6 protein-coding genes and 1 riboswitch are annotated in these 15,057 nt (G+C 68.1%); all 6 genes read left to right on the top strand.

The window, feature by feature from the left end; translation table 11 throughout:
- Positions 1–51 precede the first annotated feature (51 nt).
- The 6 genes from ACJMKZ_RS13445 to ACJMKZ_RS13420 all read left to right on the top strand — a co-directional run bounded on the left by ACJMKZ_RS13445 (position 52) and on the right by ACJMKZ_RS13420 (position 15,048).
- A complete protein-coding gene (locus ACJMKZ_RS13445) occupies positions 52–708 on the top strand; it encodes a MotA/TolQ/ExbB proton channel family protein (RefSeq protein ID WP_405233712.1) in 657 nt (218 codons plus the stop codon).
- A 13-nt stretch (positions 709–721) separates the two neighbouring features.
- A complete protein-coding gene (locus ACJMKZ_RS13440) occupies positions 722–1,216 on the top strand; it encodes an ExbD/TolR family protein (RefSeq protein WP_405233711.1) in 495 nt (164 codons plus the stop codon).
- Positions 1,213–1,719 carry an ExbD/TolR family protein gene (locus tag ACJMKZ_RS13435; RefSeq protein ID WP_405233710.1) on the top strand — a complete coding sequence of 169 codons (507 nt, stop codon included), beginning with the start codon at positions 1,213–1,215 and terminating at the stop codon, positions 1,717–1,719. Before ACJMKZ_RS13440 ends, ACJMKZ_RS13435 begins: the two co-directional genes overlap by 4 nt.
- Before the next feature lie 24 nt (positions 1,720–1,743).
- Entirely contained in the window at positions 1,744–3,147 is a 1,404-nt protein-coding gene (locus tag ACJMKZ_RS13430; protein WP_405233709.1) for an AgmX/PglI C-terminal domain-containing protein, read from the top strand.
- A gap of 30 nt (positions 3,148–3,177) precedes the next feature.
- A riboswitch (cyclic di-GMP riboswitch) is annotated at positions 3,178–3,267 on the top strand.
- A 73-nt stretch (positions 3,268–3,340) separates the two neighbouring features.
- On the top strand, positions 3,341–9,973 hold the full coding sequence (locus ACJMKZ_RS13425; protein WP_405233708.1) for a hypothetical protein: 6,633 nt from the start codon (positions 3,341–3,343) through the stop codon (positions 9,971–9,973).
- A complete protein-coding gene (locus ACJMKZ_RS13420) occupies positions 9,970–15,048 on the top strand; it encodes an OmpA family protein (protein WP_405233707.1) in 5,079 nt (1,692 codons plus the stop codon). Before ACJMKZ_RS13425 ends, ACJMKZ_RS13420 begins: the two co-directional genes overlap by 4 nt.
- The last annotated feature ends 9 nt before the right edge of the window (positions 15,049–15,057 follow it).

Raw genomic sequence — 15,057 nt, 5'->3', positions numbered from 1 at the left:
GCAAGTCCCCGTGAGTTATCTCACGAAGTTCTGTCAGATGAGGAAAAGGTGATGGACATTTTTTATTCGATCGTAGGTTTCTTCGCCTCGGGCGGAGCGTTCATGTACCCGATACTGATCGTGTTCGCGGTGGGTGCCGCCATCGCGATCGAGCGCTACATCACGCTGGACCGGGTCACCCGGAAGAACCAGCGCGTGTGGGACGAGGTGCAGCCGCTGCTCGCGAAAGGCGATTTCGACAAGGCCCGCGAGGTCACGGCGAAGGACGAGTCCACCGTGGCCCAGGTGCTGAACATGGGTCTCTCCCTGCAGGGCGCGGTGCGCCGTCGCGAGGATATAGAAATCGCCATGGAAGAGAACATGATGGAGATCGTGCCGCGGCTCGAGAAGCGCACCGCCTATGTGGCGCTGGCTTCCAGTATCGCGACCCTGCTCGGCCTGCTAGGCACCATCATGGGCCTCATCCAGGCCTTCACGGCCGTCGCGAATGCGAACCCCGCCGAGAAGGCCGACCTGTTGTCCGCCAGCATCTCCGTGGCCATGAACACGACCGCGTTCGGCCTGATGGTGGCGATCCCGCTGCTGATCACCCATGCGGTGCTCACGAGCAAGACGGGCGACATCGTCGACAGCCTCGAGATGGCGACCGTGAAGGCCCTGAACGTGATCAGCAAGAAGGCCAAGCGTCAGTACGAGGTCGCCGCCTGAGGAGGCAAGTGCCATGATCAGAAAACGGCATCATTACAGGCGACGCACCAAAGAGACGCCAGAGCTGGACGTCACCACCTTCCTCAATCTCATGGTGGTCCTGGTGCCGTTTCTGCTCATCACGGCGGTCTTCTCGCGGCTGACCATCGTGGAGCTCGATCTCCCGTCCTCCTCGGGGGGCGCCGCCACGACAGAGCCAAACTTCCGCCTGGAGGTGATCGTGCGCGAGAGCGGTTTCGAGCTCACCAACGGACGGTCGGTCATCGCCGCCATCCCGAAGGTCGAGGAGGAGTACGACTTCGAGACGCTGTCCGAGCACGTGGTCTCCCTGAAGCGGCAGTACCGCAGCGAGAACGCCGCCTCGGTCCTGCTCGAGCCGTTCATACCCTATGACTACCTGATCCAGGTGATGGACGTGGTCAGAAGCCGGCCGATGGAGGCCGAGGAGAGCGGGGAGATCCAGCTGGTGGCCCTGTTCCCGGAGATCTCGGTAGGAGAGGCGCCATGATGACGAACACCCGACGTCTGAAGCGGATGACGCGCAACCGGACGAAGGTGACGAAGATGAACCTCACGTCGCTGATGGACGTGTTCACCATCCTCGTCTTCTTCCTGCTGGTGAATTCGGGATCCGTGGAGGTCATGGAAGCGCCGAAGCAGGTCACGCTGCCCGAGTCCATGGTGGAGGAGAAGCCGCGGGAGACGGTCGTGATCTTCGTGAGCCCCGACGAGGTGCTCGTCCAGGGGCGGGCGGTCATCCGGGTCAGCGAGATCCTGGCGTCGGAGACGGCGACCATCGAGCCCATCACGGCGCGGCTGGAGGAGATCAGTCAGCGCGTGGTGGGGCCGAAGACGCGCTCCGTCGCGAAGAGCCAGGAGGTCACGATCCTGGCCGACAAATCGGTCCCGTTCACCGTGATCAAGCGGATCATGACGACGTGCACGGGCGAGGGTTACGGCCAGGTGTCGCTGGCCGTCGTACAGAAGCCCGCCGACAGCGCCGCCACCTAGCCGCGGCTTCATCGGGGTGATGCAGTGAGTCTCGAGAAAACCTGGGAAGAACAGGCGCTCCTGGACCAGATCGATGCCGAGCAGCAGAAGCTCGGTGATCTGGAGGAGCTGCTGCGCGCCGCCAGCGGGGAATTGCAGTCCCTCGCGGGCGAGCGCGAGAAATACGAACTCCTCGATGCGGTCACCGGCTCGCTGGAGCAGCTGGAGCGCCTCGGTGCAGCGGACCTTTTCTGGCGCGATACGCTGCCGGCCGACGCCCGCAGCACGCACCTGGCCGAGGTCCGCAGGCAGGCCACGGCGTTCTGCGATCGTGTGGCCGGCATAGAGGAGCGGCGCGACCAGCTGGCGCGGGAACTCGAGGAGCGCGACGACGTGCTCGAGTATCTGCAGGCCGAATTGCACGACCTTCGGGACGAGCAGGAGCGCAAGCTGAACGAGTGGGTGCTGGAACGCGACCCCTCGCCGCTGCCGTTCCGCCGCATGATCATGCCCTGGACGCGGGGCGTGGAAGAGGACCGGCGTTTCCGCCAGTCGCTGGCCGCCACGGTGGCTGCGAGCGTACTGGTGGCGCTGGTCCTGCGCATGATCGATCTGCCCATCCCCGAGCACGAGGAGCTGATCGAGGTCCCCGAGCGTGTGGCCAGACTCATCCAGCCCGAGCCGCCGCCGCCGGCGCGTACGGTGGAGACGGAGCCGGAGCCGGTGATCGAGGAGCCGCCCGAGCCGGAGGAGCAGGTGGTGGAGGAATCGCCGCCCGAGGAGATGCCCGAGATTACCGAACCCGCTAAAGTGGCGGAGCAGTCCGCGCCGAAGCAGGAGGTCCGCTCGAAGGGCATCCTCGCTTTCCGGGAGAGCTTCGCGCAGCGGGCGCGTTCCGGACCGTCGGCCGATCTCGGCGCAAGCGCGCGGGTCGGCAACCGCGGCGAGTCCGCTGTGGGCCGCCCGACGCGGGCCATGGTCACGACCGACGCGCCCGGGTCGAGCGGCGGCATCAATCTGGCGAGCGTCAGTCGGGACGTCGGCGGGGGCGCCGGCGGCCAGGGCATCGAGGGCGTCCGCGTCACGCAGGTCGCGACTTCCATCGGCGGCGACGGCTCCGCGGACCGGCCGCGGGCCGGCGGGCCGTCGGCCGGGCGCACGGACGAAGAGATCCAGATCGTGTTCGACCGCTACAAGGCGGCGCTGTACCGCCTGTACAACCGGGAGCTGCGGCGCGACCCGACGCTGCGCGGCCAGCTCGTGCTGAAGCTCACCATCGAACCCGACGGCAGCGTCTCGATGTGCCGCCTCCACTCCAGTGACATGGGCGCGCCGGACCTGGCCGACCAGATCGTGGCCAGGGTGAGCGGTTTCGATTTCGGCGCCAAGGAGGACATCGCGGCGATGACGATCATCTACCCGATCGATTTCCTCCCGGCGACTACCTGAACGAACGACGAGTAACCGACAAAGAAGAGATTCTGACAAAGGCAAAACCACCGAAAGGTGGCGACGCAAAGTCTCCGGTCTACAGAGCCCCGACGGCTCCATGACAGCGGGACCGCCCGAATCCGGACCCGGGATCACGCCAGGGTCCAGGCCTCTCAGGCAACGCGATCGCCGCCGGTGGAACAGGCACCACATGGCGAGCAGCAGAACATCCAACACATCGGCAAGCGCCCGGACGGTACTCCGGCTGCTGGCCTTCGCCGTGCTCGTGCTGGCCGCCGCGCCGTCCTGGGCCGTGGACTGCTCGGAGTTCCCGAACGGCACCATCGACGGCTTCGCCGGCGACGTCGCGCCCGCCCAGATCCAGATCGACCGCAACTGCACCATCCGGAACTTCCCGGCGTCCAATCCGCTGGACACCAACTTCAGCTTCCTGACCCAGCCGGGCCAGACGGACGAGCGCTGGCTGATCGTCTTCGACAACGTCGTCCATACCGGCGAGATGGCCTGCAACAGCGTCGCGGGCCATCGCATCTGGTTCGTCAACGGCTCCTCCAGCTCCATCCAGGAGGGCTGCCAGAACCTGCTGATCCCGGTCGAGAAGATCGAGAAGGACAACCCGCCGGGCACGACGACGGCGTCGATCGGCGTGCCGTTCACCTACACGCTGACGATGCCGGTGCTGTTCGACGCCGGCACCGGCACGGTCATCGACGAATTCGGATCCCTGAACGACCTACACGGCGTCACCCTGATCGACGACCTGAACGCGACCGGGGTCGATCTCACCTACGTGAGCCACACGGCCTACTGGGAGAGCACGGGACTGCCGGTGGCACACACCTTCGACAACGACGGCGGCGTGCTCACCTTCGACAACTTCCCGATCATCCCGTCGAACGAGCAGATCGTGATCGAGCTGACCGTGGTGCTGGAGGACTCGCCGGCGAACGCGATCGGCACCCAGTTCGTGAACACCGCCAAGTGGGATTTCGGACGGCTGATCGACGGCATCTTCTACGAGCCGCTGCCGGGCGAGTGGGGCATCTCCGATCCGCTGACCATTGCCGGTCCCGATATCGTGGTCACCAAGACCGGGCCGGCGACCCTCGGCCGGACGCTGAACCTCGGCCAGTGGGGCGAGTTCGCCATCGACGTGCACAACACGGGACTGGGCGAGGCCTGGGACGTGGCGCTGGTGGACCGGCTGCCCGACGGACCCCAGGGCGGCATGTGCGACATCCAGCCGGAGATCCTGGACGCGCAGGTGTATGCCGCGGACGGCGTCACGCCGGTGCCGGGCAAGGGTCCGCTGACGCCGGGCGTGGACTTCGATCTGGTCTGGCAGGGCAGCCCGCGCTGCGAACTCACACTCGACATGCTTACCCCGGCGGCCATGATCGGCCCGGACGAGCATCTGATCATCCGCTACCGCAGCCGGCTCGACGCGGACACCGACGACGGCGTCCAGCTCACCAATGTCGCCGGCGCCACCCGGTGGTACAACGGAGCGGCCGGCAACCCGGACCGGCTGGAGTTCGCGCGCCCCGTGACCAATGGGACGGTCGGCACGGCGGACCACCAGGACGCGCACACGGTCACCACGGCGCTGTACGGTTATTTCTTCGAGAAGACCGTGGCGAACGTCACCAGCGGCGCGGATCCGGCGGAGAGCGCCGCGCCCGGCGACCGGCTCCGCTACACGCTGCGGCTGCAGACCACCGACGGCCCCCTCGAGGACGTCGCGATCCGCGACGATCTCGGCTCGCTGAATGCGGCACCGGTGTTCGTGCCCGGCTCGCTGCAGGTACTGCCCGGCTCGCTGCCCGCCGGCGCCACCACCGCCGCGACGGATCCCTTCGGTGGCACCAACGGCACCGGCCAGCTGGTGGTCACCAATATCGATCTGCCGGCGGACGGCGAGCTCGTAGTGGAGTTCGAGGTGACCCTGGCCGAAGCCATACTGGACGGCACCGTGGTCGCGAACCAGTCGGAGCTGATCGGTGCCGTGAAACTCGCCGACAGCGACGACCCCACCGTCAACGGCCAGGCCGATCCGGACGTGCCCGGCGACGAGGATCCGACGACGGTGGTGATCGAGGCCGAGCCGCCGCCGGCGCTAGCGAAGGCGACCACGCAGCCGACCGCGGCCATCGGCGAGGCTTTCAGTTACCGGCTCACGGTGCCGACCACGCCGCACAGCGCGCCGCTGTATGACGTGCGCATCGTGGACGATCTGACGGCTTCCGCCGCGGACCTGGAGTTCGTGAGTGTCGCCCGGGTGTCCGGGCCGGCCGGGTGGGCGCCGCAGAATACGGGCACCGCCACCTCGCTGGTCATCGAGGATCCGGCGAACGGCATCGATATCCCCGCGGGCGAGCAGGTGGTGGTCGAGATCACGGTGGCGCTCAGCGACACGCCGACCAACGTCGCCGGCCTGGAGTTCACCAACACCGCGGCCTATACCTACAACCAGCTCGACGGGCAGGGGGCGACCGAACGACCCGGCGATGGCGCCGTCAGCGGCCCGATGACCATCGTCGAGCCCGAGCTCACGCTGGAGAAATACGGGCCGCTGCGCCTGCGCGCGGGCGAGACCGGCGTCTTCACGCTGGATGTGCACAACGTCGGCACCTCGACGGCCTGGAACGTCTATCTGACCGATCTGCTGCCGGATACCGCCGACGGCGGGCTCTGCGACGCCGCACCGGCGCAGGTCACCGCGCAGCTGTTCGAGGCGGACGGCACCACCGCGGTGGCCGCACCGCTCACCGCCGGCGCGGACTACGCGGTGTCCTTCACCGGCCGGCCCGGGTGCACGTTCACACTCGAGGTGCTGTCGCCGGCAGGCGGCATCGCCCCGGATCAGCGGCTCCTCGTTACCTACGAGGCCGGCCTGGACGCGGACACGGTGGCCGATGCGGCATTCACCAATATTGCGGGTGCCACCGAATGGTCCAGCGTGGACGTCTCCACCCCGGACGACCGCGCGCGCACCTACAGCCGTACCATTACCGACGGCACGGTGGACGTGCTCGACCACGAGGACGCCCACACGGTGGTCGAGTTCTCGCCGGAGCTGCTGTTCGAGAAGACCGTGGTCAACGTGACCACCGGCGAAGACCCTGCCGCCGTGGCCACGCCGGGCGACACGCTGCGCTACAGCCTCTACGTCGAGAACCTGGGCGACACGCCGGTCGACGAGTTCCGTCTCGTGGACGAGCTGGACCGGCTGAACGACGTGCCCGCATTCCAGCCCGGCACGCTGACTGTGGTCACGCTGCCCGCCGGCGCCGTTGCCGCCAATACGGATGCCGCGGGCGGTGCTGCCGGCACCGGCCTCCTCGACGTGGGCGGCCTCAGTCTCGGCGGTGTCGGGGACACGGTGCGCGTGGAATTCGAGGTGACGCTGGCGTCGGTGATCCGCGACGGCACCTACGTAACCAACCAGTCCGAGCTGGTCTACCAGGGCAACCCGGTGGCCGTCAGCGACGATCCCCTGGTCAACGGGCCGGCGGATCCGAACGTGACCGGCGACGAGGATCCCACCCGCGTGCTGATCGAGTCGGCGCCTTATTTCACGGTGGAGAAAGTCTCGTCCTACGTCACGGGCGATCCCGACGTGCTGCTCGCCGGCGAGACCCTGCGCTACACCATCACGGTGCGGAACACGGGCACCGACGATGCCAGGGACGCGGTAATCGCCGACGCCGTGCCGGCCAACACCACCTACGTCGCCGGCAGCACGACGCTGAACGGTGTCGGCGTCGCGGACGCCGACGGCGGCGTCTCGCCGCTGGCCGACGGCATCCCGATCAACGCCCCCGGCGACGCCACGCCGGGACTGCTGCCCGCCGCCGCCGCCGCCCCGGACGCCGACGATACCGCGACGATCGTCTTCGACGTCGTGGTCGACCCGGACGCCGCGGACGGTACCGTCATCTCGAACCAGGCCTTCGTGAGCGCGCCGGACGGCGGCGTGATCGACCGACCGTCAGACGACCCGCGCACACCGGTGGCCGACGATCCCACCCGCGACGTGGTCGGCCGCCTGCCGCTTCTCTACGCCGAGAAGTCGGCGGCGCTGCAGGACGACCTGGGCACGCCGGGCATCGTCGATCCGGGCGATACGCTGCGCTACACGATCACGGTCTACAACAACGGCACCGTGCCCGCCACGGTCGTGGAACTGGTGGACCAGGTGCCCGAGTGGACGACGTACGTGGCCGATACCACCACACTGAACGGCCTGGCCGCCGGACAGCCGGACGGCGGCAACTTCCCGCTGGCGGCCGGATTGCCCCTGTCCTCTGCGGACCTCACGCCGCCGCTGCCCGGCGCCGGCGAGGGAACGCTGAGCCCCGGCGCCTCGGCCACCGTGCAGTTCTACCTGCTGGTGAACGCCGATGCGGTGCCGGGCACGCTGATAGAGAACCAGGCCACGGTCTCGAGCTACGAACTGCCGGACCTCCTCACCGACGGCGACGGCGACCCGGCGACGGGCCCGGAGCCCACCGTCGTAGTCGTGGGCGACGCCCAGCAGCTCGCCATCAGCAAGCAGGTGACGGTGGTCGGCGGCGGCGTCGCCGAGGCGGGCTCCACGCTGGAGTATCTGGTGACGGTCCGGAACATCGCCTCGGTGCCGGCCTACGATGTCGTGATCTACGACGACCTGGATCTGCCCGAACCCGCACAGCTGATCTACGTGGACGGCTCTGCCGCGATGAACGGCTCCGACGAGGGCGTGGCTTTCGCCGGCACGCTGCTGACGGCCGACTACGGCTCCCTGTACGGCGCGCTCCAGCCCGACGAGACCGTCGAACTCCGTTTCCGCGCGGTGATAGAGCCTACCCTGCCGATCGGAACTACGGTGACGAACATCGCCGAGGTGCGCTGGAACCAGGCGACCCAGAGCGCCACGGCCTCCGTGTCCGTGGACGTGGGCGGCACACCGGGCTCCGCGGCGGTGAACGGCACGGTGTGGCACGACGCGGACTTCGACGACGTCGACGGCGCCGGGGAGCGCCGGCTCGAGGGCTGGTCCGTCGAGGTCTGGCGCAACGACACGCGCGTGCGCTCTGTACTGACGGACGCGGACGGCAACTACCGGGTGAGCGGCCTCGTGCCCAACTATCTCACCGACGACGTCTACGAGATCCGCTTCGTCGCGCCGGGCGCGGGACCCCGCAGCGCCGCGCTCGGGCTCGCGTATTCTGCAGATTTCACGAACTATCCGCAGCGCATCGCCGGTATCGAACTGGTGAAGGGCAACAACCTGCAGGACCTCAACCTGCCCATCGATCCGGCCGGTGTCGTCTACAACTCGGTGTCGCGGGCGCCCGTGGCCGGCGCGGTGGTCACGCTGCTGGACGGCCCGGGCGGGACGCCGGTGCCGGCTGCCTGCTTCGAGGACCCGGTGCAGCAGAATCAGGTGACGTTGTCGGATGGCTGGTACAAGTTCGACCTGAACTTCGGCGATCCGGGCTGTCCGGACGGTGCCGACTACGTGATCAGCGTGACGCCGCCGGGTGCGGGCTACGTGCCCGGACCCTCCGAGATCATCCCGGCGAGCAACGACGCGACGGGTGCCGCGTTCGACGTCCCGTCCTGCCCGGGCTCGACCGACGACGCCGTCCCGGGCACCAGCGAACACTGCGAGGTGCAGGCCTCGGAGACCGCTCCGCCGGCCTCCGTACGGGCACGCACCGCCGGGACGACCTGGTACGAACGGCTGACGCTCGACGGGACGTCGGTGCCCGGATCCAGCCAGCTGTTCAACAACCACATCCCGGTGGATCCGGAGCTCTCCGGGGCCGTGTCGGTCACCAAGAGCACGCCGATGGTGAACGTGAACCGGGGGCAGCTGGTGCCTTATCTGATCACGGTGAACAACACCATCGAGATCGAGCTCACCGATGTGAACGTGGTGGACCGCTATCCGGCGGGCTTCGCCTACGTCGAGGGGTCGGCGCGCATCGACGGCGTCGCCGTGGAGCCCGTCATGAACGGGCGCGAACTGGTGTGGGAGAACCTGATCCTCGATGCCTCGGGACGGCACGAGATCCAGCTGCTGCTGGCGGTCGGCGCCGGCGTGAGCGAGGGCGAATTCGTCAACCGGGCACAGGTGATGAACGGCATCACCGGCAATGCCATGTCCGGCGAAGCCACGGCTACGGTGCGCCTGGTGCCGGACCCGACCTTCGACTGCACGGACGTGACGGGCAAGGTCTTCGACGATCGCAACCGCAACGGCTTCCAGGACGAGCAGGAGACCGGTCTCGCCGGTGTGCGTCTGGTGACGCCGCGGGGGCTCGCGGCCACCACCGATGCCCACGGACGCTTCCACATCACCTGCGCGGTGACGCCGAACGAGACCCGCGGCAGCAACTTCGTCCTGAAGCTGGACGACCGTACGCTGCCCTCGGGCTATCGGCCCTCGACCCGCTCGGTGCAGATCAAGCGGGCCACCCGGGGCAAGGCGCTGGACTTCGACTTCGGCGCGTCGATCCACCGCGTGGTCGGGCTGGATCTCGCCGATGCCGCGTTCGAGGCCGATTCGGTGGAGCTGCGCAGCCTCTGGCAACCGAGGCTCGAACTCCTGATCAATGAACTGCGCAAGGCACCGTCCGTGCTGCGCCTGTCGTACCTGGCCGACGTGGAGTCGCCCCGGCTGGTCGAGCGGCGGCTCGAGGCGATCCGGCGCCGGATTCTCGAGGACTGGGCCGCGCTCGACTGCTGCTACGAACTGGCGGTGGAACCCGAGGTGCACTGGCGCCTGGGCAGCCCGCCCGAGCGGCCGCGCAGCCGGGGGGAGGAGCGCCCGTGAGAACCTTCGTGAGGAGAATCGCCTGTCTCGCGCTCGGCGCCACGCTGGCGTCGTCCGCGGTCCTTGCAGCGGATATCCGGCCGCTGGGCGAGGCGGTGGAGCGTCATCTGCCGCTGGATGTCCCGTTCCGCGAGTGGGTGCAGGATCCCGAGCGGCTGACGGAGGAGGCGGGGGACCGCATCGAGACGCGCGAGGTGCTCGCGGACCGGCCCGAGACGGTCAAGCTCACCGGCGTCGTGCCGGCGATCCGCTTCGAGTCCGGCGTCGCCGATATCCCGGAGAGTACCGTCGCCGAACTCGGCCGGGTACTCGACAGCCTCAGCCATCGGCGCAACGTGCGTCTGCACCTGGTCGGGCATGCCGACAACCAGCCTCTCTCGGTACGCCTCGCCGCCGTCTACGGCGACAACGCCGGGCTGTCGCGGGAGCGAGCCGGTCAGGTCGCCGAGTATTTCCAGACCCGCCTCGCGCTGCCGCCGGAATCGATTTCCTTCGAATGGGCCGGCGACACCGATCCGGTAGCGAGCAACGACACCGAGGCCGGGCGAGCGCTGAATCGCCGGGTCGAGGTGGAGGTCTGGTACGACGAAATGCGCGAGGCCGTGGTGGAGGAAGAGATTCTCGTGCCTCACGAGATCCGTCGTGTGAAGGTCTGCCGCATGGAGACGGTGTGCAAGCTGCGCTACGTCGACGGCCATGCCCATCGGGCCCGCCTGCAGAACCTGATCCCGCCGCTGCGCTGGAATGAGGAAGGCGTCGAGATCGGCGAGCGGCACGTCGGTCAGATACGCCAGGCGCTGGCGAACCTCGCCGACAAGCAGAACGTGGTGGTGAAATTCATCGGCCACTCGGACGACGCTCCGCTCAGCGGTGCCACCGAGCGCATCTACGGCACCCATCTCGGCCTGTCCAAGGCGCGCGCGCGCCGGGTCGCGCTGGCAATACAGGACCGCCTTGGCCTGCCCAGCGCCGCCGTTGCCAGTGACGGCCGCGGCACGGACAAGCCGCTGGCCTCCAACGACACGCCGCGGGGCCGCGCGCTGAACCGGCGGGTCGAGCTGGAGTTCTGGTACGACGATCCGCTGCAGGAGTTGCCCGACGAGCCGCAGCTCTGCCCCGACGCGCCGGGTGCCGAGCTGGTCACGCGGGTCTACGACCCGCCCTGGGGCAGCATCCCGCGCGTGGAGATCGTGGGCGGACAGATGGCGGTGCCGCCGGAACTTGCGGCGGATCTCCGGCGCGCCATGCAGGACGTCGCGGACGAGCGCAACGCGCGTATCCGTTTCGTCGGCTATACGCGCAACGAGCGTCTGGAGCGTCGCACGGCGATGGTCTACGGCGACGATATCGGACTGTCCGCCGCCCGGGCCCGCCGCGTCATGGAGGCCGTCGGCGAGGATCTGGCGGATGCGGCCATGGAATTCGAAGGCCGTGGCTTCGTGCATACCGACGATCCCGTGAACGCCGGATTCGTCCAGGGCGACGACTCCTACGTCGTGGCCCAGGTGGTCTATGACGAACTCGCGGTGCTGGACGACTACGAGGGCGTGGACGTGACACGGCTCACCCGGGAGCTCGAGCCGAAGAACCCCCTCGGCCTGAACCTGATGCGCATCACGGTCGATGGCGAGCCCATCGACGATCCGGAACGCAGCTCCGCCGACATCCAGCGCTGCACCGACGTGGCGCTCGACGAGGCGGATATCCGCTTCGGCTTCGACAATCTGCGCTCCGCGCCCCGTCTGGCGGTGACCGCCAGTCCGTCCACGGTGGCGATCCCGGCCGACCTCGGCGACATCTGCATACCGCCGAGCGTGCGACCCATCCGCTTCCGGATGTATGCGAACTACACCCATTTCATCGAGCGGGCGGAAGTCCGCATCTTCGAGAACGGCCAGTCCCTGGAGTCCGCGCCGCTGGCGGTGGTCCGCCTCGACGATCCGGACGGCGTGGCCGAGTGGCGGCCGCCGATGGATCACTTCCGCGGCCCCTCGCGCAAGCTCGCCTACGTGGTCCGTGCCTACGGCGCGGACGGCAACTTCGACGAGACCGCACCGCAGCCGCTGTGGCTGGTCTACGGCGACACTCCTTCGGCCTCGCCGGTGGATGCGGATGCACCGCCATTACTCGCCGCGTTCGGCGAGAGCGATCTCGCGACGCAGAACATCCAGCTCGCGAGCGGCACGGTGGGCGTGCGCGGCAGCGGCATCCCCGACGGCCACACCGTCTGGGTTGCCGGCCGGCAGGTACCCGTAGACGCGCAGGGCAACTTCGTGGCGGAGGAGGTGCTGCCGCAGGGCACGCACACGGTCGAGGTGGCCGTACTGGACGATCAGGGCAACGGCGAGCTGTTCCTGCGCGATCTGGAGCTCAAATCCAGCGACTGGTTCTACGTCGGCATGGCGGACGTCACCGTCGCCGAGAACGATGCCACCGGGCCCATCGACCTCATGAGCGGCGACGAGCCGCTGCGCGACCCGACCTCCAGTGCGGACGGCCGCCTCGCCTTCTACGTCGACGGCAAGTTCGGCGAGCACTGGCGCCTGGTGGCCAGCGCCGACACGCGCGAAGAGCCGCTCGACGAGCTGTTCAGCAATTTCATGAGCAAGTCGCCTGACTCGCTGCTGCGCCGCATCGACCCGGACTACTACTATCCCACCTTCGGCGACGACGGCACCGTCGAGGAGCTGGCGCCGACCATGGGCAAGTTCTACGTGAAGCTGTCGGAGGACGAAAACCACGCCATGTGGGGCAACTTCAAGGTCGGCTACATGCAGAACGAACTGGCCCGGGTGGACCGGGGCCTGTACGGCGCCAACCTGCGCTACCAGTCCGACGAGGCGACCGACTCGGGTGAACGCCGTTTCGGCGCCGATCTGTTCGCGGCCGAGCCGGGTACGGTGCCCAGTCGCGAGGAGTTCCGCGGCACCGGCGGCTCGCTGTACTACCTGCGCCGCCAGGACATCCTCACCGGCTCCGAGCGCGTCCGCGTGGAGATCCGGGACAAGGCGTCCGGGCTCGTCACGGGCGTGGTCAACCTCACGCCGTCGCTGGACTACGACATCGATTACCTGCAGGGCCGCGTCATGCTGACGGAACCCCTGTCGGCGACGGCAGACGACCAACTGCTGGTGCGCTCCAATGCAGCCGGTGGGGACGAGGTCTACCTGGTGGTACGTTACGAATACACGCCCGGCTTCGACGAGATCGACGCGCTCGCCACCGGCGGCCAGGCCCACTACTGGGTCGGGGATCACGTGCGCTTCGGTCTCACGGCCAGCCAGAATGACCAGGACGGCCAGGACTCGAGCCTGAACGCCGCCGACGTCACGCTGCGCAAGAGTGCCGGCACCTGGGTGAAGCTGCAGGGCGCGCAGAGTGAGGGCGCGGTCTCCACGACCCTGCGTTCCGATGACGGCGGCTTCGGCTTCTACGGCCAGGACCCGCTGGCCTGGGCCGGCGTCGACGCCGGCGCCTGGCGGGCCGACGTGAGCCTGGATACCGACGAGATGTTCGAGCTGGGCGATGCGCGCATCACCCTGTACCTGCAGGAGATGGAGGCGGGCTATTCGGCGCCCGGCCTGAGTGCGCTCACCGCCACGCGCCATTACGGCGGCACGGTGAGCATGCCGATCCTGCGCGACTGGTCGTTCACGGCCAAGACGGATAACCGCAGCCAGGATCAGGGGCTCGAGATCCGGGCCATGGAGTACAACCTGACCTACCGGCTCGACGAGCGCTGGGACATCAGCACCGGCTACCGACAGGACGAGCGCGCCGACGCGACCGCCGTGCCGGTGCTGACCCAGACGACCGGCGAGCGCACCGACGCCGTGGTGCAGGTCGGCTACAACTCACGCTCCGACTGGACGGCTTATGGCTTCGCCCAGGAGACGCTGTCCACGACGGGCAACCGGGAAGAGAACGGGCGTCTCGGTGTGGGCGGCTCTTACCAGGTCTTCGACAACCTGCGGGTGAATGCAGAAGTCTCCGGCGGCGATCTCGGGCCCGGCGGCCGCGTCGGTACGAACTACCTCCACTCCGACCGCACCAGCCTGTATCTGAATTACACGCTGGAGAACGAGCGCACCGACAACGGCCTGCGCAGCTACCGGGGCGAGGAGGGCAACCTGGTCGCCGGCGTGAAGACCCGCTTCTCCGACTCCACCAGCGTGTTCCTGGAGGAGCGCTACCGGCACAGCACCGTCATGACGGGGCTGACGCATGCCACGGGTGTGAGTCTTGCGCCGACCGAGCGGCTGAATATCGGCATGCACACGGACATCGGTACCCTCGAGGATCTGGAGACCGGCGCCGAGACCGACCGCCGGGCCGCCAGCATCCAGGTGGGCTACGGCTTCGAAAAGCTCACGCTGTCGAGCGGCATCGAGTACCGCGCGGACGAGGTACAGCAGCTCGACCTCGGCATCTCCGAGCGCACGACCTGGCTGTTCCGGAACCACTTCCGCTATCAGCATTCGCCCGGCGCCAGGCTGCTCGGCAAGCTGAACCACTCCGCGAGCGACAGCTCTCTGGGCAATTTCTACGACGGCGGCTTCACAGAGGCCGTGCTCGGCTACGCGCTGCGCCCGGTTACCCATGACCGCTGGAACGCGCTGGTGAAGTACACCTATTTCTACAACGTACCGACCACGGACCAGGTGACGCTGAAGAACACGGCCGCGGAGTTCATCCAGAAGAGCCACGTGGCGGCGGTGGACGTCACCTACGATCTGACGCCGGACCTCTCTCTGGGCGGCAAGTACGCGTACCGCCTGGGCCAGATCAGCCTCGACCGCGAGGACCGGGAGTTCTTCGACAACAGCGCGGCGCTGTACGTGCTGCGACTCGACTGGCGCTTCCTGGAGAACTGGGAGGCGATGGGCGAGTCCCGGCTGCTGGACATGGCGGATCTCGATCAGCGTCGCACCGGTGCGCTGCTGGCGGTGTCACGCTACTTCGGGGACAACGTGAAGCTCGGCCTCGGCTACAGCTTCGCCGATTTCTCCGACGACCTCACGGACCTGGACTACGATCACCGGGGCTTCTTCCTGAACCTGACCGGCGCGATGTAGGCGTCGGCC

Source organism: Lentisalinibacter salinarum, from assembly GCF_040706555.1.
In the GTDB taxonomy this organism is placed as follows: Bacteria; Pseudomonadota; Gammaproteobacteria; order Steroidobacterales; family Woeseiaceae; genus Lentisalinibacter; species Lentisalinibacter salinarum.
This window is presented reverse-complemented; position numbering and strand designations above follow the sequence as displayed.

Excerpts from the sequence above, each read along its gene's own strand:
- ACJMKZ_RS13445 (WP_405233712.1), top strand. The coding sequence starts at position 52 with ATGGACATTTTTTATTCGATCGTAGGTTTCTTCGCCTCGGGCGGAGCG.
- ACJMKZ_RS13440 (WP_405233711.1), top strand. The coding sequence starts at position 722 with ATGATCAGAAAACGGCATCATTACAGGCGACGCACCAAAGAGACGCCA.
- ACJMKZ_RS13435 (WP_405233710.1), top strand. The coding sequence starts at position 1,213 with ATGATGACGAACACCCGACGTCTGAAGCGGATGACGCGCAACCGGACG.
- ACJMKZ_RS13425 (WP_405233708.1), top strand. The coding sequence starts at position 3,341 with ATGGCGAGCAGCAGAACATCCAACACATCGGCAAGCGCCCGGACGGTA.